At 61.0% G+C, this 24,024-nt stretch carries 23 protein-coding genes; 11 read left to right on the plus strand and 12 right to left on the minus strand.

The window, feature by feature from the left end:
- The first annotated feature begins 4 nt into the window (after positions 1-4).
- The gene (locus tag AC13QE_RS13620; protein ID WP_488484073.1) at positions 5-1,384 is read left to right on the plus strand and encodes an aminotransferase; all 1,380 of its coding nucleotides are present in this window, start codon (positions 5-7) and stop codon (positions 1,382-1,384) included.
- Positions 1,385-1,532: 148 nt separating this feature from the next.
- A complete protein-coding gene (gene ehuR, locus AC13QE_RS13625) occupies positions 1,533-2,963 on the plus strand; it encodes a MocR-like ectoine utilization transcription factor EhuR (protein ID WP_488484074.1) in 1,431 nt (476 codons plus the stop codon).
- A gap of 38 nt (positions 2,964-3,001) precedes the next feature.
- Here ehuR and ehuA read toward each other — a convergent pair whose 3' ends face one another.
- The 9 genes from ehuA to AC13QE_RS13670 form a co-directional block, all read right to left on the minus strand.
- Positions 3,002-3,766: an ectoine/hydroxyectoine ABC transporter ATP-binding protein EhuA gene (gene ehuA / locus AC13QE_RS13630; protein ID WP_488484075.1), complete on the minus strand. Its 765-nt coding sequence runs from the start codon at positions 3,764-3,766 to the stop codon at positions 3,002-3,004.
- Positions 3,763-4,455 (minus strand): ectoine/hydroxyectoine ABC transporter permease subunit EhuD, encoded by a 693-nt coding sequence (ehuD, locus tag AC13QE_RS13635; protein ID WP_488484076.1) that lies wholly within the window; start codon positions 4,453-4,455, stop codon positions 3,763-3,765. The genes ehuA and ehuD overlap by 4 nt, the downstream gene beginning before the upstream one ends.
- The gene (gene ehuC, locus AC13QE_RS13640) at positions 4,452-5,117 is read right to left on the minus strand and encodes an ectoine/hydroxyectoine ABC transporter permease subunit EhuC (RefSeq protein WP_488484077.1); all 666 of its coding nucleotides are present in this window, start codon (positions 5,115-5,117) and stop codon (positions 4,452-4,454) included. Before ehuC ends, ehuD begins: the two co-directional genes overlap by 4 nt.
- Positions 5,118-5,210: 93 nt before the next feature.
- Positions 5,211-6,068, minus strand: a complete 858-nt coding sequence (gene ehuB, locus AC13QE_RS13645) for an ectoine/hydroxyectoine ABC transporter substrate-binding protein EhuB (RefSeq protein WP_488484078.1) — start codon at positions 6,066-6,068, stop codon at positions 5,211-5,213.
- A 104-nt stretch (positions 6,069-6,172) separates the two neighbouring features.
- On the minus strand, positions 6,173-7,192 hold the full coding sequence (doeB, locus tag AC13QE_RS13650; RefSeq protein ID WP_488484079.1) for a N(2)-acetyl-L-2,4-diaminobutanoate deacetylase DoeB: 1,020 nt from the start codon (positions 7,190-7,192) through the stop codon (positions 6,173-6,175).
- A gap of 9 nt (positions 7,193-7,201) precedes the next feature.
- A complete protein-coding gene (doeA, locus tag AC13QE_RS13655; RefSeq protein ID WP_488484080.1) occupies positions 7,202-8,380 on the minus strand; it encodes an ectoine hydrolase DoeA in 1,179 nt (392 codons plus the stop codon).
- Positions 8,377-9,393: an ectoine utilization protein EutC gene (gene eutC / locus AC13QE_RS13660; protein ID WP_488484081.1), complete on the minus strand. Its 1,017-nt coding sequence runs from the start codon at positions 9,391-9,393 to the stop codon at positions 8,377-8,379. The genes doeA and eutC overlap by 4 nt, the downstream gene beginning before the upstream one ends.
- Positions 9,390-10,376 (minus strand): hydroxyectoine utilization dehydratase EutB, encoded by a 987-nt coding sequence (gene eutB, locus AC13QE_RS13665; protein ID WP_488484082.1) that lies wholly within the window; start codon positions 10,374-10,376, stop codon positions 9,390-9,392. The genes eutC and eutB overlap by 4 nt, the downstream gene beginning before the upstream one ends.
- A gap of 469 nt (positions 10,377-10,845) precedes the next feature.
- The gene (locus AC13QE_RS13670) at positions 10,846-11,409 is read right to left on the minus strand and encodes a flavin reductase family protein (RefSeq protein WP_488484083.1); all 564 of its coding nucleotides are present in this window, start codon (positions 11,407-11,409) and stop codon (positions 10,846-10,848) included.
- Between the two features lie 288 nt (positions 11,410-11,697).
- On the opposite strand from AC13QE_RS13670, the gene AC13QE_RS13675 reads away from it, so the two are divergent.
- The 6 genes from AC13QE_RS13675 (at position 11,698) to AC13QE_RS13700 (ending at position 18,164) form a co-directional block, all read left to right on the plus strand.
- Complete coding sequence (locus AC13QE_RS13675) at positions 11,698-12,708, plus strand: LacI family DNA-binding transcriptional regulator (protein ID WP_488484084.1); 1,011 nt, start codon at positions 11,698-11,700, stop codon at positions 12,706-12,708.
- Positions 12,709-12,754: 46 nt separating this feature from the next.
- Complete coding sequence (locus AC13QE_RS13680; RefSeq protein WP_488484085.1) at positions 12,755-14,029, plus strand: ABC transporter substrate-binding protein; 1,275 nt, start codon at positions 12,755-12,757, stop codon at positions 14,027-14,029.
- 72 nt (positions 14,030-14,101) lie between these two features.
- The gene (locus AC13QE_RS13685) at positions 14,102-14,953 is read left to right on the plus strand and encodes a carbohydrate ABC transporter permease (RefSeq protein ID WP_488484086.1); all 852 of its coding nucleotides are present in this window, start codon (positions 14,102-14,104) and stop codon (positions 14,951-14,953) included.
- Complete coding sequence (locus AC13QE_RS13690) at positions 14,950-15,810, plus strand: carbohydrate ABC transporter permease (RefSeq protein WP_488484087.1); 861 nt, start codon at positions 14,950-14,952, stop codon at positions 15,808-15,810. The genes AC13QE_RS13685 and AC13QE_RS13690 overlap by 4 nt, the downstream gene beginning before the upstream one ends.
- 13 nt (positions 15,811-15,823) lie before the next feature.
- Positions 15,824-16,882: an ABC transporter ATP-binding protein gene (locus AC13QE_RS13695; protein WP_488484088.1), complete on the plus strand. Its 1,059-nt coding sequence runs from the start codon at positions 15,824-15,826 to the stop codon at positions 16,880-16,882.
- A 31-nt stretch (positions 16,883-16,913) separates the two neighbouring features.
- Positions 16,914-18,164, plus strand: coding sequence for an MGH1-like glycoside hydrolase domain-containing protein (locus AC13QE_RS13700; protein WP_488484089.1), 1,251 nt, complete (start codon positions 16,914-16,916; stop codon positions 18,162-18,164).
- 90 nt (positions 18,165-18,254) lie between these two features.
- On the opposite strand, the gene AC13QE_RS13705 is transcribed toward AC13QE_RS13700, so the two are convergent.
- Positions 18,255-19,154, minus strand: a complete 900-nt coding sequence (locus tag AC13QE_RS13705; RefSeq protein WP_488484090.1) for an AraC family transcriptional regulator — start codon at positions 19,152-19,154, stop codon at positions 18,255-18,257.
- A gap of 174 nt (positions 19,155-19,328) precedes the next feature.
- Between AC13QE_RS13705 and AC13QE_RS13710 the strand changes: the two genes are divergently transcribed.
- On the plus strand, positions 19,329-20,282 hold the full coding sequence (locus tag AC13QE_RS13710) for an aldo/keto reductase (protein WP_488484091.1): 954 nt from the start codon (positions 19,329-19,331) through the stop codon (positions 20,280-20,282).
- 118 nt (positions 20,283-20,400) lie between these two features.
- Here the strand turns inward: AC13QE_RS13710 and AC13QE_RS13715 are convergent, their stop codons facing one another.
- Complete coding sequence (locus AC13QE_RS13715; RefSeq protein ID WP_132719009.1) at positions 20,401-21,624, minus strand: multidrug effflux MFS transporter; 1,224 nt, start codon at positions 21,622-21,624, stop codon at positions 20,401-20,403.
- A gap of 193 nt (positions 21,625-21,817) precedes the next feature.
- On the opposite strand from AC13QE_RS13715, the gene AC13QE_RS13720 reads away from it, so the two are divergent.
- On the plus strand, positions 21,818-22,468 hold the full coding sequence (locus tag AC13QE_RS13720) for a TetR/AcrR family transcriptional regulator (RefSeq protein ID WP_488484092.1): 651 nt from the start codon (positions 21,818-21,820) through the stop codon (positions 22,466-22,468).
- 232 nt (positions 22,469-22,700) lie between these two features.
- Here the strand turns inward: AC13QE_RS13720 and AC13QE_RS13725 are convergent, their stop codons facing one another.
- The gene (locus tag AC13QE_RS13725) at positions 22,701-23,279 is read right to left on the minus strand and encodes a TetR/AcrR family transcriptional regulator (RefSeq protein ID WP_488484093.1); all 579 of its coding nucleotides are present in this window, start codon (positions 23,277-23,279) and stop codon (positions 22,701-22,703) included.
- A gap of 139 nt (positions 23,280-23,418) precedes the next feature.
- On the opposite strand from AC13QE_RS13725, the gene AC13QE_RS13730 reads away from it, so the two are divergent.
- Positions 23,419-24,024, plus strand: a 606-nt coding sequence (locus AC13QE_RS13730; RefSeq protein WP_488484094.1) for an SDR family NAD(P)-dependent oxidoreductase, incomplete at its 3' end; no start/stop codon positions are given.

The following is a 24,024-nucleotide window of genomic DNA, read 5'->3' on the forward strand; positions in this document are numbered from 1 at the left end:
TAACATGTTGGACAAGCGCAACGAACTGAACGCCTGGGACCGGGATCACTTTTTCCATCCTTCGACGCATATGGGCATGCACGCCCGCGGCGAGACGCCGACGCGCGTCATCTCGTCGGGCGAAGGCGCCTACATCACCGATACCAACGGCCGCACCAGCCTAGATGCCTTCGCAGGTCTCTACTGCGTCAATGTCGGCTACGGCCGCCAGAAGATCGCCGATGCGATCGCCGAGCAGGCAAAGAACCTCGCCTATTATCACGCCTATGTCGGCCACGGCACGGAAGCCTCGATCACGCTTTCGAAGATGATCATCGATCGCGCGCCGGAAGGCATGAGCCGCGTCTATTTCGGCCTTTCCGGCTCCGATGCCAATGAGACCAACATCAAGCTCATCTGGTACTACAACAATATTCTTGGCCGGCCTGAAAAGAAGAAGATCATCTCTCGCTGGCGCGGCTATCATGGCTCCGGCGTCATGACGGGCAGTCTCACCGGCCTCGAACTGTTCCACAAGGCCTTCGACCTTCCGCGCGCGCCGATCCTGCATACAGAAGCGCCCTATTTCTTCCGCCGCGCCGACCGCTCGATGAACGAGGAACAGTTCGCGCAGCATTGCGCCGACAGGCTGGAGGAGATGATTCTGGCGGAAGGTCCGGAAACGGTCGCAGCCTTTATCGGCGAGCCGATCCTCGGCACTGGCGGCATCGTTCCGCCGCCGAAGACCTACTGGCAGAAGATCCAGGCCGTTCTCGACAAATACGACGTCCTGCTCGTCGCCGACGAGGTCGTCACCGGCTTCGGCCGTCTCGGCACGATGTTCGGTTCCGATCATTACGGCATGAAGCCGGACCTGATCACCATCGCCAAGGGCCTGACATCTGCCTATGCGCCGCTTTCAGGCAGCATCGTTTCCGACAAGATGTGGCAGGTGCTCGTCCAGGGTTCCGATCAGATGGGCGCCATCGGCCATGGGTGGACCTATTCCGCCCACCCGATCTGCGCGGCTGCCGGCATCGCCAATCTCGAGCTCGTCGATGAACTCGGCATCGTCGAAAATGCGGGTTCCACCGGCGCCTATTTCCGCTCCGAACTTGCGAAAGCCGTCGGCGACCACAAGCATGTCGGCGAGGTTCGTGGCGATGGGCTGATGGCTGCCATCGAATTCGTCGAGGACAAGGATGACCGCAAATTCTTCGATCCCGCGCAGAAGATCGGTCCACAGGTGGCGGCGGCGCTACTCGATCGCGGTGTCATCGGCCGTGCCATGCCGCAGGGAGACATCCTCGGCTTTGCACCGCCGCTGTGCCTGACTCGCGAGGAAGCCGATATCGTCGTCAAGGCGGCGGCCGGCGCGATCGAAAGCGTGCTTTCGAACCGCTGATCTGGCACCTGACGGGAAAAATTCCGCTCCACTTTGCGAGATAATCACCCGGCCCGTTGTGAACAATGGGCCGGCCGGCCCCATTCGCTCATCGCCATCCAGCATTGGATAGTGTACATGGATCTCGATAATTGTACCGGATCAATCCATGTACCGTCATGATTCCAAAGACCAGGACAATGGCGCCTGGAAGCCCGTCCTTCAGCATCGCAAGGGTGCGACTAAGCACAAGCTGCTTACCGACAAGATTATATCCGACATCGATGACGGCATCCTGCCGGTGCACGCGCAGATGCCGACCCATCGCGATCTCGCCCATGCGCTTGGCATTTCGGTCCAGACCGTGAGCCTGAGCTACAAGGAAGCGGAGCGTCGCGGCTATCTGCGCGGGGAAGTCGGACGCGGTACCTTCGTGCGCAGCCGCGTCACCGAACGCGCAGACAGCTTCATGCTTGATCGCGATCCGAGCGGCAGCGCCGATCTTTCCATCATCCGTGCCGTTTATACCGAGGCGCATGAGCGATCGGCCCGTGAACTGATGCAGGCGCTTGCCGAAAGCGACAATAGCAGCTTCATGCGGCCCTGCCGTCCGATCGCCGGCCTCGACGCCCATCGCGCGGCAGCACAGGTCTGGCTCGCCGGCTTGTCGGTCACAACCGATCCGGATCGCATCCTCATCACAAATGGCGCCGCTCACGGCCTCTTTCTTGCCGTCGCCTCGGTCGTTCGACCGGGCGAAGTGGTTTTGACCGAGAACCTGACCGATCACGGCATCATCGGCCTTGCCAACGTCCTGGGCTTCACGCTGCGTGGCCTTCCGACCGATCGCGAGGGTATCCTGCCTGACGCATTTGAGGCGGCCTGCGCCATCGGCGATGTAACGGCGCTTGTCATCGTTTCCTCGCTCGGCAATCCCACCAGTCACGTGATGGGGGCCGAGCGCCGGCGCGCAATCGCCGATATCGCTCGTCGGCACAATATCTTCGTCATCGAGGATGAGGTCTACAAACCGATGCTGCGGGATCCCCTTCCCTCGATGGCGGATCTCATACCCGAGCTCGGCTTCTTCGTGACCAGCTTCACCAAATCCGTCATGACGGGATTGCGCATCGGTTATCTCGTCGTGCCCGCCCACTACTCGATCCGCGCCGCTTCGATCCTACGCGTCACCGGATGGAGCGCCACCAACGTCGTTGCCGAAATGGCGTCGCGCTGGGTTCTGGATGGGACGGCGCAAGCCCTGCTTGCCGTCCAGCGAAGCGAGGCCGAGGCGCGGCAGGCAATCGTCTCCGATGTACTGGCGCCGTTCGTCGCCGGCAGCCATCCGCTGTCACTTTGCGCCTGGTTGTCCGTTCCGGAACGTTGGACCGAGGAAGGGCTCGTGCGGGCACTTGCCCGCAAGGGTGTCGCGGTCACGCCATCCGACCCCTTCGTCGCAGGTGGGGAGCGGCCGGTCGGCGGCATCCGCATCTGTCTCGGCGGCCGTCTGTCTCACTCCGCCCTCCGCTCGGCACTCGAAACCGTTCGCGGCACCTTCGAACAAATGCCGCCCGTTTTCGATGTGGGATCGATCGTTTAATCGCAACGGAAGGCGTCGATTTCAATCGCTGCACCCGATCAAAGAATGGAGTGCAGAAACTCCTTGGTGCGGTCTTCCTTTGGCGCGCTGAAGATCTCTTCCGGCTTGCCTTGCTCGCAGATACGGCCCTTATCGAAGAAGCAGACCCGGTCGGAGACTTCGCGGGCAAAGCGCATTTCGTGCGTAACCAGCAGCATGGTCAGATCGTGCTCATGGGCGAGATCGCGGATGACGCCGAGCACCTCGCCGACAAGCTGCGGATCGAGCGCCGATGTCGGCTCGTCAAACAGCAGCACGCGTGGTCGCATGGCAAGCGCGCGGGCGATCGCCACGCGCTGCTGCTGGCCGCCGGAAAGCTGGCTCGGATAGTGATCCTTCTTCTCCGAAAGTCCGACCATGCGCAAAAGCTCGACGGCGCGGCACTCGGCCTCCGCCCGGCCAAGCCCGAGCACGCGTGTCGGCGCTTCGACGACGTTGCGCAGCACGGTCATGTGTGGAAACAGATTGAAGCTCTGGAAGACCATGCCGACATGCGTGCGGATCTGGCGCAGATGCGCCTCGCTGGCGAGGAAACGACCACGGCCGTTGTCCTGATGATAGGACATGCCGGCCAGATGCAGAGTTCCCTCCTGGAAAGGCTCGAGCGTCATCAGGATACGCAGGACCGTCGATTTTCCGGAGCCGGAAGGGCCGATCAGCGTCACCTTCTCGCCGGGCGTGACGTCGAAGCAGAAATTGTCGAGGACGGTCAGGTGGCCGTAGCGCTTGGTCACATCTTGAAAGCGGATCAATGGTTGCGTCATTTGAGAGCGATTCCGTTTTTCGGCAACGCCTTTTCGAGCCAATGAATGGCCGCCGAGCAGACGAGCGTGAGGATGAGAAAGATCAGGCCGACAAGGGAAAGCGGCACCAGATACTCGAACGTCCGATCCCCGATGAGATTGGCGAGATTGAGCATGTCCACCACCGTGACGACCGAAAGCACCGGCGTTTCCTTCAGCATGGAGACGAGATAATTGCCCATGGCCGGAACGATGCGAGGAATAGCCTGCGGGATGATGATATCCCAATAGGCGCGGCCACGGCTGAGATTGAGCGCGGTCGCGGCTTCCCATTGCCCGAGCGGCACGGCATCCAAGCCGCCGCGATAGACCTCCGACGTATAGGCCGAATACTGCAGCCCCAGCGCCAGCGCGCCGGTCAGGAAGGCAGGCAGGACGATGCCGTAGATCGGCAGCACGTAATAGAGGAAGAAGAGCTGGACGAGCAGCGGCGTATCGCGCAGGAACTCAATGACGAAGGCCGTCGGCCAGGAGATCGCGACAAAGCGGCTGCGCCTGAGCAAGGCGAAGACCAGGCCGAGAACGAGCGCGATCGCAAAGCCGGCGGCTGCCGCCTCCAGCGTGACGATCAGGCCGATGCCGAGGATCGGCAGGATCGACAGTGCGAAGGACAGCGTCGTCGTCGTATCCCAGGTGAAACCATACATCATGCCGGCGCCCTCCCTGGGAAAGCGACGCCACGACGAAGGATCATCTCCAGCCAGCGCATGAAGGCAACCAGAATGAGCGCCATGATGAAATAACCAATCAGCGTCAGCGAGTAGATCGTCACGCTGTCGAGTGTGATGTTGCGCAATTGCTGCGCCTGGAAGGTCAGATCACTGATCGAGATCAATGAGACCAGTGCCGTATCCTTCAGGTTCTGGACGGCAAGATTGCCGAAAGCCGGCATCATTTCGACAACGGCCTGCGGCAGGACGATATGGAAGAGCGCCTGGCCCTGCTTGAAATTCAGGGCGAGAGCCGCCTCATGCTGCGTGTCGGGAACCGCCTGCAGCGCGCCGCGCACCACCTCTGCGCCATAGGCGCCGATGTTGAGCGCCAGGCCGGCAATGCCCGTGGTGATGGGATCGAAGGAGATCCCGATCAGCGGCAGCGCGTAATAGAGCCAGAAGAGCTGCACCAGAAGCGACGTGCCGCGAAAGATCTCGATATAGACGATCGCGATTCCGGAGAGTAATCGCCCTCCGGCAAAGCGTGCAAGGCCGGCCGCAAAGGCGAAGATCGCCCCAAGAAACATAGAGGCGATGGCGATGAGCGCCGTCACCTCAGCGCCCTTCAGCAATGCGGGCAGATAATGTGTCCAACTCATTCTTAGGTCACCTCCGTTTCAGGATGGGAGGGGCCGAGCGACCTGGCGATTGTCCGCAGACCACCGCCAGATCGTTCCCGATTATCACTAGGCTCACTTGCCCGCGCACAGGTCTTCGGTGCTCTTCGTCCGTGCGGCCTCGACGCTTTCGGCGCTCAGACCATAGGACATGAGGATCTTCTTGTAGTCGTCGGTCTTCTTGAAGGCCTCGAGAGCGATATTGAAAGCCTTGTAGAGCTCCTTGTCCTCGGGCCGGAAATCAAAGCCGCCATAGCTTCTGACCGACTTTCCGTTGATGACCGGATCGGTAAACGGCTCCGCGTGCTCGACATTCGTGCTGCCCTGAACGAGCTTGGCGACGGTCAACTCGGTTGCCGCATAAGCGTCGGCGCGGCCGGTCTGGATTGTCGACAGCGCATCCGCATTCGCCTGGATCATGACGATCTGGGACTCCGGAATGCCGAGACCATGGAAGAAGTCCAGTTGATCGGCACCCGATACGATCGCGACCTTGAGCGAGGGATCCTTCTTGATATCCTCATAGGAATGCAGCTTCTTCGGATTGCCCTTCGGCACCAATAGTCCCTCGCCATAGCTGGAGTTCGGCGTCGTGAACTGAACCTGCTTGCAGCGTTCGGGCAGGATGTTCTGCTCGGCGGCAACGAAGTCGAAGCGCTTGGCCTTCAGGCCGGGGATCAGCGAGCCGAAAGGCGTCACGGTCCAGTCGACTTCCTTGACGCCCATCGACTTCAGAACGGCAGCGGCAACATCTGGGCCAATGCCCTTGGCGGCACCGCTCTCGTCCATATAGCTATAGGGAACCTCGTTGGCGCTGGCGCCGCGGATGTAGCCATCCTTCTTGATCTGCTCGAGGCTGGCCGCATGGGCTGAAACGGCGAGACCAATGGTCAGGCCCATGGCGGCGAGGCTGCGGTAGAAATTCGATCTCATGGTTCACTCCTCTGTGGTTGAAATTCGTCATCGGCTGTCCGGTTTTCCGGATCTTTGCCCATAACGGGGTGGTGACCCGTGCCGCTCTGTCACGGCACGGGAATTCAAGGCGCCTCCGTCAAAGTTGCGACGACGGCCAGGCAATCCCCGGTCTTGATGAGCCCGGGGAAATGACGTGCGGCGAGAACACCGTCCAGCGCCGCCCGATAATCAAAGGGCTCGGATCCGGTGCGGCCGATCGGATGGATGCGGGCGATGATCTCGCCCCGGATAATCGTGTCGCCAAGATCCTTCAGCGGCTCGAAAAGCCCCTCAGCCTCGGCGAAGACGAAGCAATCGGAGGACGGCATATCAAGCCATTGCGTCGCTTCGACCTCCGGGGCGCCTGCAACGATGCCCGCGTGCTTCAGCACATTCAGAACGCCGCGCTTGGCAATGGAAGCCGTACGCGCCGATATGGTTCCACCGCCCGAAAGCTCCGTGGTCACAAAGACCTTGCCCATTTCCTCGGCCGTTGTGTCGTACATGCCGACGGCATCGATCTCGATCATCCGCATGGAATAGGGGGCGGAGAACGCGGCAACGCCCTCGAAGCAGGCCTTTTCCTGCCCCTTGTCCGGCAACTCGTGGGCCGCGGCATAGGGCAGGAAATCAAGCGTACGGCCGCCCGAATGAAAATCGAGCACGATATCGGCAAGCGGCAGCAGGTAACGGGTAAAATAGTCGGCAATCTTCTCGGTTACGCTGCCATCAGGCCGGCCGGGGAAACTTCGGTTGAGGTTGCCCTTGTCGATCGGCGAGGTACGAGTAGCCGCTCGGAAAGCAGGGTAATTCATCGCGGGAACGATGATGATCCGCCCCTTGATCTCCTCCGGCTTCAGCGTGCGGGCGAGATCGAAGAGGGCAACAGGCCCCTCATATTCATCGCCATGATTGGCCCCGGTCAAAAGCGCCGTCGGTCCCTCGCCGTTCTTGATGACGCAGATTGGGATCATGATCGAACCCCAGGCAGAATCGTCGCGCGACCAGGGAAGGCGCAGATGCCCGTGCTGGATGCCGTCGCGATCGAAATCGACTGTCGGCGTGATCGGCGATGGACGTTTGGATATGCTCATGCTGTTCATCTCACGCGATCACTTCACGACAAGCCGCCGGGGAACGTTCGAGAGGCACTCGACGCCGCTCTCGGTGATGACGATGCTTTCGGTGATTTCCATGCCCATGTCCTCCAGCCAGAGCCCGGTCATGAAATGGAAGGTCATGCCCGGTAACAATTCGGTGCGATCGCCGGGGCGCAGGCTCATGGTCCGCTCACCCCAATCCGGCGGATAGGAAAGGCCGATCGGGTAGCCCGTGCGGTTGTCCTTGACGATCCCGTATTTCTTCAGAACCGCAAAAAAGGCGTTGGCGATATTCTCGCAGACGTTACCCGGCTTGGCGGCGGCAAGGCCGGCCTCCATGCCCTCGAGCGTCGCCTTCTCCGCGTCGAGAAAGGCCTGCGTCGGCTTGCCGAGAAAGACGGTACGCGACAGCGGGCAATGATAGCGGCGATAGCAGCCGGCGATCTCGAAGAAGGTACCCTCGCCGCTTTTCATCGGCTTGTCGTCCCAGGTCAGATGCGGGGCGGAGGCATCGGCGCCCGACGGCAGCAGAGGAACGATCGCGGCATAGTCTCCACCAAAGCCATCGACGCCACGAATGCCGGCATCGTAGATTTCGGCGACCAGATCGGATTTGCGAATGCCCGGCTCGACTTTCTCGACGATCCGCTGGTGCATGGCTTCGACGATACGACCTGCCTTGCGCATATAGTCGAGCTCGGTCGGGCTTTTGACCGCGCGCTGCCAATTGACGAGCCCTCTCGCATCCGTGAAACGAGCATTCGGCAGATGCTTGACGAGCGAAGCGTAGGCTGCGGCTGTGAACCAGTAATTATCCATCTCGACGGCGATCGAGGCATTGGCCCAGCCGCGCTCCTCGATAATCTTCGAGAGCAGGTCCATCGGATGGCGCTCATTGGACTGCACGTAGTGATCCGGATAGCCGATGATATTGTCATGGGCGAGATAGGCCGTGCGCTTGGCGCCATTGGCATCCTGGCCGCGGCCGTACCAGATCGGCTCGCCGGAGCCTGGCACCAGGACGCATTGATGCACGTAAAAGGACCAGCCGTCATAACCCGTAAGCCAGTGCATATTCGACGGATCCGTCACGATGACGAGATCGACACCGGCTTTTTCCATGGCGCGGCGCGTCTTTTCGAGCCGCGCGGCATATTCGGCGCGGGTGAAATTGAGGGTCGGTTCGCTCACGCTTGATCTCCTGATGCTTTGGTCGTTTCGATTGCTTGGCCCACGCCCGCCGAGACGGCGCGGCGATGGGCAAGCGTGGCAATGGCGGTATCCTGGACGCCGGTCCCGGTGAGATCGCAAAGCGTGATCGCCTCGCGCGACCGGCGGCCGGTAATCTGACCCGAGACGATGGCCCCGAGTTCGGGAAAATCGTTGATCTCGCTCACAAGCCCAGCGGCGATCGCATGATGAAGTTCGCCCAGCCGCCGCGTTTGCTTCAGGCTGTCGGCTACATAAAGGGAGACTTTCAGAATGGCGGCTGGATCGATTTCGTTCTTGTGTTCGGCGTCGGAACCCATTGCGGTGACGTGCTGACCCGGCTGCAGCCAGGCGGCTTTGAGGATCGGCTTATCGGAGGGCGTGGTGGTGACGATGATGTCAGCGCCACGGCAGGCCTCTTCGGCATCCACCTCCGCCGTAACGGGAAAGCCGAGTTCTGCCGTCAATTTCCGAGCGAGCCTTTCGGCCTTCACCAGATCGCGCGCCCAAATCCGTGCCGCCTCGATCGGCCGAACCAGCGTGAGCGCAAGCAATTGCAGGCGGGCCTGCATGCCGGCTCCGAAAATTGCGGCAATCCGTGCGTCAGGACGGGCTAGATGCCGTGCTGCCACGGCACCCGCAGCGGCGGTACGCACGTCCGTCAAATAGCCGTTATCGAGCAGGAGCGCCTCGACCAGACCGGTGCGCGCCGACAGGAGCATCATCAGCCCGTTGGTGCTTGGCAACCCAAGTGATGGATTATCGAAAAAGCCGGGGCTGACCTTGATCGCGAAACCATCGAGATCGGGAACATAGGCCGTCTTCACATCGACCTCGCCACGATGGGCGGGAATATCGAGCCGCATGATCGGCGGCATTTCCACGGCCTTTGTCGCCAGTGCCGCAAAAGCCTGCTCAACGCAATTGACGGCATCGCTATCGAGCTGAACAATCTTGCGAAGATCTGTTTCCGTCAGGATCAGCACACGGGTCATGGCGCCACTCCCCCATCGAGACCACTGACGATTGCCCGATGGGTCGCCGGATCGATATTGCCTCCGGACACGATAACAACCGTCGGACCATGGGGCTTGATCTTGCCGGCGAGCAGGGCCGCTATCCCGACAGCGCCCGCCCCTTCGACGGTCAATCCCTCAATCAAGGCAGCGTGGCGAATGCCGGCGGCGATCTCTTCCTCACTGAGGAGGATCACATCATCGAGAAGCGAACGGCACATCGGAAAAGTCAGCCGGTTGTTGAGCCCGATACCGCCGCCCAGCGAATCCGCCAGGGTCTCGACCTCTTGCACATCGATCGGCCGCCCTGCCGCAAGGCTCGCCGCCATCGCAGCCCCCTGTTCCATGGACACGCCGACGACCTTGGCGCCCGCCAGGCGCCCCTTGATCGCGGCTGCGACACCCGAGGCCAGCCCGCCTCCCGACAGTGGTACGAGAACAAGCGTCGTCTCAGGCAGATCGTCGGCGACCTCGAGCCCCACCGTACCTTGGCCAGCAATGACGGCGGCGTCATCGAAGGGCGGCACGAAACACATTCCCTCTGCGTTGGTCAGACGCTCGACCTCTTGCATGGCATCATCCTGTGAATATCCGACAATGCGCACATCCGCTCCAAGGCTTCGGATAGCTTCGACTTTGTTGGCGGGAACAAGTGCGGAAAGGCATACGGTCGCGCGGGCACCCATAGATTTAGCGGCATGGGCTACGGCCCGGCCGTGATTGCCGGTGGAGGCCGTCACCAGGCCGCGGGCGCGAGCCTCCTCGGTTAGCCCAAGAAGCGCGTTGGTCGCACCGCGCAGCTTGAAACTGCCCGTTTGTTGATGATTTTCGAGCTTCAGATGGACCGGAACGTTCAGTCGTAGAGAGAGAGCTTGCGAGAGCCGCAACGGCGTATGCAACACATATGGCGCAATGCGCCGCCGCGCTGCCTCTACGTCCGGCATGGCCACCATCATTGCCATGACGCGCACCAGTGCCTTGCCGATGCCCCAGCCGGCGCCATCATGATTTCCATTCCTTTCTTGCGCTTGATGTTCATGACATCAGCGTGAAAGAGACAATGGATCATGTCAATCTGTATATTGTTCCATTACAATTATAGATATCCTTACCGCTATTAAGCGCGCGCCGAACCCTGAAACTGTCAGGAAGACGCTACGGTGTCATTCCATTTTGGGGGCCGGCGGCGCCATTTCCCGCTGTCACAGATTTATCTAAGCAAGGCGCGAACTTGGGTTGACTGGCATGGCTACGCGGAGGCTACATGTCACTCGCCGCATCAGCCTGGTTGGCGCTGGCTCGCGAATTTCATTCGTGAGAGAGACCTCGGAACATCAGGCCTCCTCTTCAGTCCTTATCGCCTTGCCACTAACACCAGAGAGCCCGAAGCCGAAAAGACGTTAGGATCTCCGTCTGGTTCGAGCGGCAGGATCACGACCTCGGCGTCAACATCTCGAACCAATCCCGGATCGTGCAGCAGGTGTCGCCACCGAGCTGGGCGATCGCGTCGATGCCGGCCGGATCCACATGAAGGTCATCATCGACAACGCCATCCTGATAATGCGCAAACAGGATTTCGCCCATGATGATCTGACGCGACTTTCCGAGTTCAAGCGTGATGTGGCGGCGGCATTCGAAAGCCGCCGGGGCTTCCTTGATGTAGGGAGCGGCGATCTTCGTTCCCGGCATGGCCGTCAGCCCGGCTTCCTTCAGTTCGTCGACCCCGCGCGGATATTTCGCAGCACATTGATGCGTCGCCTCGGCGATGGCGAAGGACACGATATTGACCGTGAAGACTTCGGTCATGCGGATATCGTGGCTGGTGTCCTTAAACGACATGTCGGGATTGGTCTCGACGCCAAGAGCAAGAATTGGCGGGTCGGCAGACAGGCAGTTGAAGAAGCTGAACGGTGCTGCATTGATGCGGTCACCCTCATCGGGCCAGCCCAATCTCGTTGAGATCGTGATCGGAACATCCTGATAATGCGTGGCCAACGGAGGCATCATTCTACGCCAGCAACTAGCACTAATTTCTCGACGAAAGTTGACGATGAAGCCGACAAGCGCCCGGAAAACTATCTCGCAGGCCTCAAACTCCTCGCGGCAAGCATCTAGTGCCAGAGTTTATGAGTCTATGGCCTAGCAGAGCCGATAACGGCATTACGTCCGGGCGGTAATGATAACGAATGATCGTGGCGACCGTGCATGAAAGATACCCAAAACGTTTTGGCTTGACTCCCAAAACGTTTTGGAGAATCCTTTGTGCCATTCGGGAGGACGATCTTGGCAAATCTCAAGCAGCTCGCGCAGTCACTCGGACTGTCGATTACCACGGTTTCCCGCGCACTCGACGGTTACGACGATGTCTCTGCAGCAACCCGGAAGCGGGTGAGAGAGGCTGCAGACATGGTGGGCTACCGCCCGAACGCATCGGCGCGCAGGCTCAGAAAACAACGTGCGGAACTGGTTGCCATCACGCTGCCGAGCGACCCCGGCCATATCGGTCCGCCGCATTTCCTCGACATGCTCTCCAGCTGTGCCGAGCATCTTGCGAGTGCCGGCCTCAATCTGGTCATCGCGCCTGTGCCACGCGGTGAAAGCGAGCTCGACATCTGCCGTCGTTTCGTTGATGGCCGCCGCGTCGATGCCATGCTTCTTGTGCGCACCAGGCGGCAGGACGAACGCGTCGAATTTCTCCAGTCGCGCGGCATTCCCTTCGTCACCAACGGACGCACCGAAAGCCTCGTCCCGCATCCCTTTATCGACGGCGACGGTTTTGCCGGGTTCCACGCGGCAACGATCCGTTTTCAAGCCGCCGGCCACCGCCGCATCGGCCATATTGCCGGGCCGCAGGACTATTACTTCGCGCATGTGCGCTGCACGGGCTGGAAGGCCGCGATGGACGAGGCAGGTCTGGATGCGGATCTCTGCGCCGAAGGCGCGCCCACGGAACAGGGCGGTTATCTCGCCGCACTGGAATTGCTCCGGCAGCCTTCGCGTCCCACCGCGCTCGTCTGCTCCACGGACGAAATGGCGATCGGAGCGCTCAGAGCGCTACGCGAGATCGACGGCGGCGACGCGATCAGCATTGTCGGTCACGACGACCTGCCGACGGGCGCTTTCACCAGCCCTTCCCTCTCGACCATGCGCATGACCGGCGAAAACCTCGGCGCGAGCTTCGCCTCGCTGCTGTTGCGGGCAATCGCCGGCGAGCCTGCGGAGGAACTGCAGGAGCTTCACGCGATCGAATTCATCGATCGCGACAGCCATCGCCGTCCGATGAAGGCGGCATGATCCGACACAGTGCATCACAGATAAAAACAATGAAGGAGGAGAGAATATGAAACGCATCACGTCATTCGGAATTCTGGCTTCCACCGTGCTGGCCTTCGCTTCGCCGGTGCTTGCCCAGACGGTTTTCGTATCCACCCAGCTTCGCCCGATCGAAGAGGCGACCGTCGTGCGGCAGGACCTGCTGAAGGATGCCGGCAAGGTGGATTATGTAGTCGAAGAACCGCCGCAGTTCGCCGTGCGCATGGAAGCAGAGACCAAGGCCGGCAAGCACACCGTCAGCCTGATCGGCGCGCTGCATGGTGAGCTTTCGCCACTTGCCGACAAGGATCAGCTCGAACCGCTTGATGATCTCGCTAAGAAGCTCGCTGCCGGCGGCATGCCGCAATCGCTTCTCGACCTCGGCAAGCTCGGCAAATCCACCCAGCAATACATTCCGTGGATGCAGGCAACCTATGTCATGGCCGCCAAGAAGGAAGCCCTGCAATACCTGCCGAAGGGCGCCGATATCAACGCCATCACCTACGATCAGCTGATCGAGTGGGGCAAGAACATGCAGCAGGCGACGGGCCAGCCGCAGATCGGCTTCCCGGCGGGTCCCAAGGGCCTGATGGCACGTTACTTCCAGGGTTATTTCTACCCGTCCTTCACCGGCGGCGTAGTGCGCACCTTCAAGAACGCCGATGCCGCGGCAGGCTGGGAGAAACTCAAAGCCCTCTGGGCCTATGTAAACCCCAACTCGACCAATTACGACTTCATGCAGGAGCCGCTGGCCGCGGGTGAAGTCATGGTCGCCTGGGATCATGTCGCCCGACTGAAAAATGCCATTTCCGCCTCGCCGGACGACTATGTCGTATTTCCGTCTCCGGCCGGCCCCAAGGGCCGCGGATACATGCCCGTTCTCGCGGGCCTTTCGATCCCGAAGGGTGCCCCGGATGCGGCGGGCGCGATGAAGATCATCGAAACACTGACGACCCAGAAGATCCAGCTGCTCACCGCGTCCAAGGTCGGCTTCTTCCCGACGCTGAACGTCCAGCTGCCGCCGGATCTCGACAAGGGCGTCGCACTTCTCGCCGGTGCCGTCACCAAGACCCAGGCGGCCAAGGATGCAGTGATCTCGCTTCTCCCAGTCGGCCTCGGCGACAAGGGCGGCGAGTTCAACAAGGTCTATATGGACAGCTTCCAGCTGATCGTGCTGCAAAACCAGCCCGTCGGCGACGTGCTGGCCAAGCAGGGCGCCGTCATGACCAAGCTGATGACCGATACCAAGGCTCCCTGCTGGGCACCGGATGCCAAGAGTGATGGCGCCTGTCCGGTTCAATAATCCCCCCTGGAGTGCCTGGGCGCGAATGTCCGGTCATTCTTTCCGCAACCCTGCTTTTCGAGGCGGGAGTCCATGACCCAAAACCGACCCTGGATCCCCTATCTCCTGATCCTGCCATCCGTCGTTTTCCTCGGCCTGCTTTTCATCGTGCCGCTGGTGCAGACGATCTGGCTGGCGGTCTCGGATGACGGCATGCCGTCGCTTGCAAACATGCAGCGCATGGTGACGGACATCAATTTCATGCAATCGGTGCGCAACACGTTCCTGCTGACGATCGTGGTCGTACCGGTCCAGATCGCCATCGCGCTCACCATGGGCACGATGGTCGCCAAGATCGGTCGCGGGCGGGAGACGATTCTGTGGATTTGGACGATCCCGCTCGGCATTTCCGATCTCGCCGCCGGCCTCGTCTGGCTGTCGATCCTTCAGAATACCGGTTATTTCAACTCGCTGCTCTTCAGCCTCGGCGTGATCAGCCGCCAGGCGAGTTGGCTCTCCTACCAGACGCCGGTTGCGCTTTTCATCGCCATCGCGGTGGCGGAGATCTGGCGCGGCACGGCGATCGTCATGGTCATCATCGTCGCCGGCCTCAACCAGGTGCCGAAGGAGTTCAAGGAAGCCGCCGAAATCTTCGGGGCCGGTCCCTGGACGCGCTTCAGGAAAATAACCCTGCCGTTGATCCGTCCGGCGCTGCAATCGGCCCTTATCCTGCGCACCGTGCTCGCCTTCGAGGTCTTCGCTGTCGTCTATGCACTGGGCGGCCGTAATTTTCCGGTTCTCGTGGGCGAAGCCTACAACTGGCAGAACCAGAACCAGAATTACAGCGTCGCGGCCGCCTATGCGGTTCTGATCATGGTCATCTCGCTCGCCGCAACCCTCGTCTATCTCAAGGCCTTCAAGGTCGATCCGGAGCGCCTGCCATGAACATGCAAGCCATCCGTTCCGAAGCAGCCGCCACCGCCAATCCCGCAAGCTTCGTTTCATCGCGCCGCTGGTTGCTCTGGAGCGGTATCGCCGCGCTCTGCGCCTGGGTTCTGGTGCCGATCTATCTCGTGGCGCTAGGCGCATTTGGCGGGCGACAGGGCGTCTACATCTGGCCGAAGACCGGCCTGCCGACCGGCATCTCGCTCGAACCCTTCATCCTCTTCCTGCAGACGGAAGGGGTCGTCCGCTCCTTCCTCAATTCGCTGGGCGCCGCAGGCATCACGGTAGCCCTCTCCATCCTGCTCGGGGCGCCCGCGGGCTATGCACTCGCCCGCTATAATTTTCCGGGCAAGGACAGCTACCGGCTGCTGGTCCTGCTGACGCGCGCCTTCCCGTTGGCGATCCTAGCGCTGCCGCTCACCGTCTCCTTCATCCGGCTCGGCCTTTACGATACGATCGTCGGCGTCGGCCTGATCCATACGGTCCTGGCGCTCCCCTTCGCGGCTCTAGTGACCCAGGGCATTTTCCTCGGCGTCCCGAAAGAGCTGGAAGAAGCCGCATGGGTTTTCGGCTGCACCCGCATCCAGGCCTTTTTCAAGGTCGTTGCGCCGCTCGCCTTGCCAGGCATCGTCGCAACGGCCGTCTTTGCGTTCGTCATCTCGTGGAACGAAGTCTTCGCCGCCTCGGTGCTGACGGTGCGCAACCGCACACTGACGGCCTATCTGCTGACGGTGCTTTCCGAAAGCCCGATGCATTATCGCTTCGCCGGCGGCCTGATGCTCATCCTTCCCTCGGTTGTCTTCATCTTCGCGGTCAGGCGCTACCTTTTCGCGATCTGGGGCATCTCCTCCAAATAACGGGACCAATTCCATGGCCAATATTGTCATCGACCGTGTCGGCAAGAGTTTCGGGGCATTCCAGGCCCTAAAAGAGGTCTCGCTGACGATCAACGACGGTGAATTCGTCTCGCTTCTCGGCCCGTCCGGCTGCGGCAAGACCACGCTCCTGCGTATCATCGCGGGTCTCGAAACCGCATCCGGCGGCGATGTCCGCATCGGCGACAAGTCGGCCCTCGGGCTCGCTCCCAAGGATCGCGGGCTCGCGATGGTCTTCCAAAACTATGCGATCTTCCCGCATATGACGGTCTACGAAAACGTTGCCTTCGGGCTGCGCATGCAGAAGGCAGACGAGGCGCGCATCAAGGCGCAGGTCGAAAAGGCCGCCGGCCTGCTGCATATCGAACAGTATCTCGACCGTTATCCGAACAAGCTTTCGGGCGGCCAGCGCCAGCGCGTCGCCGTTGCCCGCGCGCTTGCCGTCGAGCCCAAGGTCCTCCTCATGGACGAACCGCTCTCCAACCTCGATGCGCTGCTTCGCCTCGAAATGCGCACCGAACTCAAGACGGTGCTGCAATCGGCCGGCACGACGACGATCTACGTCACGCATGACCAGACGGAGGCGATGGGCCTTTCCGACCGCATCGCCGTCATGCATGGAGGGATCGTCGAGCAGGTTGGCTCGCCGGTCGATGTCTACAATCATCCCGCAACGCGCTTCGTCGGCGGGTTCATCGGCAATCCGCCGATGAACTTCATCAAGGTACCCGTCCTGAACGGCCAGGTCTCCGCCGGTATCGAGCAACTGAACGCACCGCAGGAAGCCGGCAGGGAGATCATCCTCGGCCTGCGCGGCGAGGCGGTCGAGCTTGCGGGCCTGCCCGAGGGCCTCGAAATGAAAGTGCGGGTCGCCGAACCGATGGGCTCGCACCTGCTCCTGACCGGCTCGATCCACGATCAGCCCGTGCGCGTCATCCTGCCTGCCTCCGAAACCGTTGGGAGCGGCGATACGATCGGCCTGAAGCTCGATCGCAAGCGCATCACCTGGCTTTCCCCCGAAAGCGGCAAATCCTTTCCGGCCGTAACGGCCTAGGGGCGTCCCTCCCCGATACCGGAGTACCGACATGAACCGGCACATCGATCAAGCCAAGCGTATTCTCGTCGCCAACGACCGCGGCGGCTATACGGTGCCGACGGACCGGCTCTACCCCTTCCAGTGGAACTGGGATTCCGCCTTCGTCGCTATGGGCTTCGCGCTCTACGATACGGACCGCGCCTATCGCGAACTGGAGCGGCTGGTCGAGGGCCAGTGGGCGGACGGAATGATCCCGCATATCGTCTTCCACCAGCCGAGCGATACCTATTTTCCGGGCCCGAACGTCTGGCGCACCCGCCATACGATCCCGACCTCCGGCATCACCCAGCCGCCCGTTTTCGCCATCGCGCTCCGCAAGCTGCACGAAGCCACCGGCGACAAGACCCGCACCCTGCCGCTCTATGAAGCGGCCCTGAAATGGCATCGCTGGTGGTATGCGGCTCGCGACCCTGAAGGGACCGGCCTCGTTGCCCTGCTTCATCCCTGGGAAAGCGGCAGCGACAATTCTCCCGCATGGGACGTCGCGCTCGCCCGCGTCCCCACCACCACCGACACGCCGGTCGTGCGCAAGGATACCGGCCACGTGAACGCTTTGATGCGTCCCCGCAACGAGGACTATCAGCGCTTCATCCACCTGGTTGATACGTATGCCGCCTGCGACTGGGAGCCGGCCAGACAGTGGGCGAAGGCCCCCTTCAAGGTCGCCGAGATCCAGACCACCGCGATCCTGCTCAAGGCCGGCGAAGACCTCCAAGCGCTCGCCCACGAATTCGGCCGCATGAAAGACGCATCCGAGATCGCCGCGCTCAATGAAAAAACTCGTAACGCGACCCTCGCCCAGTGGCGACCCGATCTATCGCGTTTCGTATCCCGCGATCTCGTTTCGGGCAGGGATATCGAGGCACCGACACAAGCAGGCTTCATCCCGCTTCTGTCGCTCGATCTCGACAAGGCGGTCGTCGGCGCTCTCGTCGATGAAATGAAGGCATGGTCCAAGGGGATGAAAGTCGCCTTCCCGACAGTAAAGCCCGGCGCCGCCAGCTGGGAGCCGAAACGCTACTGGCGCGGCCCCGCCTGGGCGATCATCAACTGGCTGCTGATCGACGGCCTGAAGCGCAATGGCCGCGTCGACGATGCCGAGAAGCTGCGCAAGTCGACCATCTCGGCGATCGAGGCGGAAGGTTTTGCCGAATATTTCGACCCGGTCACCGGGGAAGGCTGCGGCGGCCTTGGCTTCTCCTGGACGGCTGCAGCTTATATGTGGCTCGTCGCATCATAAATTTAGGTGCCGGTCACGCGACGCATAAATCTTAGATTGTGCAAGCAAATCAAGGTAGTAGAAGCAGAGACGCTCGCCGGTAAGCGGAACTCAAGCCACCACCGGCAGACTTGGCGAAGCCCGCAAGCGGGCTATGTCGCGCGCCGGCGGTTCTCCAAAGTGGCGGCGATATTCGCGAGTGAACTGCGACGGGCTTTCGTAACCCACGCGGAAGGCGGCGGTCGTAGCGTCGATGTCCTGGACCAGCATCAGGCTGCGCGCGTCCTGGAGCCTTAGCTGCTTCTGGAATTGCAACGGCGTCATCGCCGTCACGGCACGAAAATGCTCGTGCAGGCTCGACGGGCTCATGCCAACTTCCGCGGCAAGCCGCTCGATGCTGAACGGTTCCCGGAAGTTCTGCCCGATCCACGCAATGGCGCGGCCGACTTGGGCCACCCGTCCCTGGCTGGAGGTGATCTGGCGCATCCTCGCGCCGTCCGGGCCGGCGAGCAGGCGATAGAGAATTTCCTGCTCAGTAAGCGGTCCGAGTATCGGCAACGCTGCCGGATCGTCGAGCAGCAGCAACAGGCGCAGCACCGGATCGAGCAGACTGGCGCCGGCGTCAGACACTGTCTTGCCTATGGGCCGAGAAGGCACCCCCGGCGACGGCGGCACGTGCAACGCCAACTGTCCCAACATGACCGGATCGAAATCGAGGTACAGGCATAGATAGGGCTTGTCAGGCGTCGCCTCGACCACCTGGCCCGTGACCGGCAGGTCGTAGGTCACGACCCCGTAACGGCCCGGTGCATATCTGAACACGCGCTCGCCCAGCGTAACCTCCTTTTGCCCTTGTGCGACAAGGCATAGTTGCGGCCGGTATACGTTCGGCATCGGCATCGTCACTGTGGAGGATCGAGCAAGCGTCACACGTTCGAGTGAGGTGGCGTGGAAGCCATCCTTCGAGACGTGCCGAGCAATTATCGCAGAGATTTCGGTCAGTATTTCCATGAAGCGGACCATCGCACGCGTGCGGGAGGGCAGCAAGGCGGATCGGCGCGGCTTCTGGAGGATTGGGCAGTAAATGCGGCGCATCGGGCTAACGGTTCGGCTTCGCCACCCATCATAGCGTCTGCAGCGCCTGAGTCACAGCGAACCTGGCCGCAGAACAAGTATGGAGCAAACATGACAATCGATAATCTGAAGACCCCCGCGGTCGCACTAGGCACCTGGGCCTGGGGCGACAGCGGCGAGGCTGGCGACGGCTACTTCGGCAGCCGCCCCACTCAGGCTGACCTGGAAGAGGTCGCGGAAAAGGCGCATGCGGCCGGCTTTACCCTGTGGGATACTGCCATGGTATACGGCATGGGCCGTTCAGAGACCACGCTCGGAAAGATACTGGAGCGCTACGCTCGCAGCGACTACCAGCTCTCCACGAAGTTCACCCCGCAAGCGGCAGAGACCAGTGATGATCCGGTGGCGGACATGCTGGAACAGAGCCTGGCGCGCCTCGGCACCGACTACATCGACCTCTACTGGATTCACAATCCAGCCGATGTGGCGCGGTGGACTCCGCGCCTGATACCGTTGCTGAAGAGTGGAAAGGTCAAACATGTCGGTGTTTCGAATCACAACCTGAGCGAAATCGAGCTCGCCAACCGGATCCTCGGGGAAGCCGGGTTCCAGGTCGATGCCATTCAGAATCACTACAGTCTCCTCTACCGCAGCTCCGAGCAAGCCGGCATTCTGGATTACTGCCGCAACCGAGGTATCCCGTTCTTCGCCTACATGGTGCTTGAGCAGGGCGCCCTGACAGGCAAGTACAGTCCGGAGAACCAGCTGCCTAAAGGAAGCCGACGGGCGGAGGCTTACAATGGCATGCTGCCTCAGTTAAAGGCGCTGACGGACAAGCTCGCATCGATCGGAGAGAAGCAGGGTGCGGCAGCGCCCGATGTCGCGACGGCATGGGCCATCGCCAAGGGCACGACGCCGATCATCGGCGTCACCAAACCCCATTATATCGATGGTCTTGTCCGAGCCGGCAGCATCACCCTTACCGACGCCGACATCGCAGAGCTGGAGGCTCTCGCAGGCGCCACTGACGTGGACACCCGCGGCTGGTGGGAAAAAGAGATGTAAGCTCGTAGCTCCGCTATCCTAAGATCTCGGAGCCGTTCTGAAGGTGCACTTCGCTCGCGCTGAAGAAGCCTTGGCGCGAGCGGCCTATATAGGCCGCTGCAATCGGTGGCAGCAAAATCTATTCAGCCGCCACCACATGCCTGCTCTTCAGCACCGCGATCGAAAGGAGAAGCACGATGGCCGAGCAGATAGCGATGACGACCACCATCGGTCTCGCCGTACCGTCCATAAACATACCACCGATGCCAACCACCAGCGCCGATGTCATGAACTGGACCGTCCCCATCATCGCCGAGGCCGTGCCAGCGATGCGGCCATGGTGTTCAAGCGCCAGCACCGCCGCATTCGGCACGATCATTCCAAGGAAAGCGTAGCCCGCAAACAGGAAGGCCGCCATAATGTCGAGGCGATCGACTCCACCGACCATCACGACAGCCAGCGCCAACATCGTCAGCGCATAACCCGAAACCGCACCGCGAATGACCTTGCGCAAACCGATCCGGCGGGCAAGCCAGCCGTTCATCTGCGACATGCCGATGAAGCCAACGGCATTCACCGAAAACACGACGCTGTAAAAGCTCGGAGAGAGCCCATAATGGCCGATGAGCACGAAGGAGGAGTTGGCGACATAGATCATGTAGCTCGACATGCCGAAGGAGGCCATCAGCACCAGACCGAGATAGTACGGGTCCTTAAGGAGTGTTCCGTAGGCCTTCAATGCCCCGCCAAGGCTGCTTTCACTGCGCGCCGCAACCGGCCGGGTTTCCTCAAGGAAAAAGCGGCCCGCGACGAAGCCGACAACGCCGGCGAAGACCATGACCCAAAAGATCAGTCGCCAGTTCCCGAACATTGTCACGATGCTGCCCGCGAGTGGCGCCAGAATGGGTGAGATACTGAAGACCAGCATAAGCCGCGACATCAGTTGCGCGGCTGCCGCCCCGGTATGCAGGTCGCGCACGATGGCGCGAGCAATCACGACGCCGGCACAGGCGCCTGTACCCTGAATGAAACGGAAGGCGACCAGCCAGCCAATATCGGTCGAAAGCGCGCAACCGATCGCGCCGATGACATAGAGCACCAGACCGACATACAGAGGCCGCTTGCGGCCAAACATGTCCGACAGTGGACCATAGACAATCTGCGACACGGCCATGGCGGCGAAGAAAGAGATCAGGCTTGCCTGAACTGCATGGGTGTCAGCGCGAAGATCCAGGCTGATCGTCGGCAACGCGGGTAGATACATGTCGAGGGCAAAGAGACCCACGGCTGAAAGAATGCCAAGGACGATGGCATGGTGGGAGCCACCGGCCCCGAGGGATGAAACGGAATCCTTGCTCTGCACGGAAGAAACCTTTCCCGCACACCATTCCCCGGACGAAACAAAGTCTCATACAAAAAGCATGTGACGGGGATTGAGTGGGCGATTATAGATGGGACAGCGGAAAGACGGAGATGGTTCCAACGCATGACCCGTCATTCCTGTAAAATATTTTGGACAGTATTGTCCAATTGGTCAAGTCCTATATGATGGTGTCATGAAAACTTCGCCCGCAGCGGTTTCTTCCGAGACAGAGAGTCCACCCGCCACCAGCAAACGTCAGGCAATCCTGACCGCGGCCGCAGACGTTTTTGCCGAGGAGGGGTTTGCGGCGGCGAGCATCGATGCTATCGCGGCAAGAGCCGGCGTGTCCCGTCAGACGGTGTACAATCAACTCGGCGATAAGGATAATCTGTTCAAAGTTGTGGTTGCGGAGATCACCGAGAAGTCGAGTGCCGGCTTCTTTCGGGTGTTGGACACATTTCCCGTTGCGCCTATCGATCTCGAAAAGGAACTGACTGAATTTTCGGCGCTGCTCCTGCGCAAGGCGGTCTGCGATCCGAATGGTCTCTGGCTACGCAAGCTCATCGAGACGGAGGGCGGCAGATTTCCCGAACTGTTCGAGACCTGGAAGGAATACGGACCGGGCAAGAAATACCCCGCCATCGCGGCTCGCCTGGCGCAGCTCGCGCTCGCTGGTCATCTCGACATAGAGGATCCGGCACTTGCCGCGCGCCAGTATATGGCGCTGCTCGCAACAGATCTGCGGATCAACCAACAGATCGGCCGTCAAACTCCAGAGGAAGAAGTCGACCGCATGGCAAGAGAGGCAACGAAGACCTTTTTGCGCGCATTCGCCAAGCGCTAAGCACCGGGTGTTGGCTCCGCCCCTGTGACTAACGCCGAGTAGTTTTCGAAGGCTCTTGAAGGGAATAGACCGGCGACGCTGTTGTTGCAAAAGCCCTCCGCTCGAGTTTCCTCAATATCGGCGCATTGATACCGTCGACGGGTAACATGGCAGCGTCGGTTTTTGGAAAAGAGCCACTGCGGGCTTTTCGACCGAATGGGGACGCATTGCTGCCCTCGGATACCGATCTAATTTAAGTCATTCCCTTCTTGCCATCAGCGCCAGGCCGACTTGTCAGGATGGCGCTTGTAATAAGGTTGACAAGATGGTCCGCCCGTGGCGCGAATGAGGGTTGATCGGCCGCCCAGCCGAGAGCCGTTATCAGAGCGAAAAGGTCGTCCCCATTCATATCGGCGCGCGCTGTTCCCTCGCCCTGAGCACGGAGCAATAGTCGCGCGCCTGCCGAGTGCACCGCTGCGCACGAAGCATAAAGAGCGGAGTCGGGGTTCGTGTGGGCGGCCGCCATCATGGCGACAACGCCCCTAGAGCTTTGGGTGAATTCCACCAATTCTCGAAACCAGGAGAGAAGCGCTTCGTCGGCCGAAGTCGACCGTTCGAGTTCGGCTGCCCTCCGCGTCAGTGCATCCAGATGGGTACACAGCAGCGCTTCGAACAACGCCTCTCGCGTCGGGAAATGACGGAGCAGCGTAGCCAACCCGACGCCGGCCCGGCGGGCAATGTCACGCATCGACGCGTCCACACCATGCTCGGCGACAACGTTACGTGCGACGGTGAGAATTTGACTGCGATTTTTTTCTGCGTCGGCTCGCATGGACTACCTTGTTATATGGATCAGTGATCCATATATGTGGATCGGCGATCCGGTTATGAAACGGATCAATGATCCACTGAGGTAGCGTCCGTCTGCGCAGATGGCAACAGGCGCTCTCCGACGCGACAAAGGAAAAGTCATGGGAAAGCTTGAGGGTAAGACCGCCGTGATCACAGGCGGCGCGACCGGCATCGGCCTTGCCGCAGCAAAGCGCTTCATCGAGGAAGGTGCCTTCGTGTTCATTTTCGGCCGCCGGCAGGAAGCACTCGATGCGGCTGTGGCCGAGCTTGGAGCCAACGCCCGCGCGGTGAAGGGATCGGTTTCCGATGAAGCCGATCTGGATCGGCTCTACGCGGCAGTGAAAGCCGAGCGCGGAAGCCTCGACATCGTCTTCGCCAATGCCGGGGCGGGCAGCCCGCTTCCTCTCGGCCAGATCACCGCCAAGCACATCAACGAAACTTTCGACACCAATGTGAAAGGCACGATCTTCACGGTCCAGAAGGCGCTACCGCTGATGAGCGACAGCGGTTCGATCATCCTGACCGGATCGAGCGCCGGCACCACGGGCGCCCCGGCATTCAGCGCCTACAGCGCGAGCAAGGCAGCGGTGCGCAATCTCGCGCGGACCTGGGCCGAGGACCTGAAGGGCACGGGCATCCGGGTCAACGTGCTGTCGCCCGGGGCGACGGCGACCGAGCTTGCGAAAGAGGCGCTCGGAGAGGAGGGCCAGAAGGCCTTCGCCGCA

The organism is Martinezella sp. CNPSo 3957, assembly GCF_057784395.1.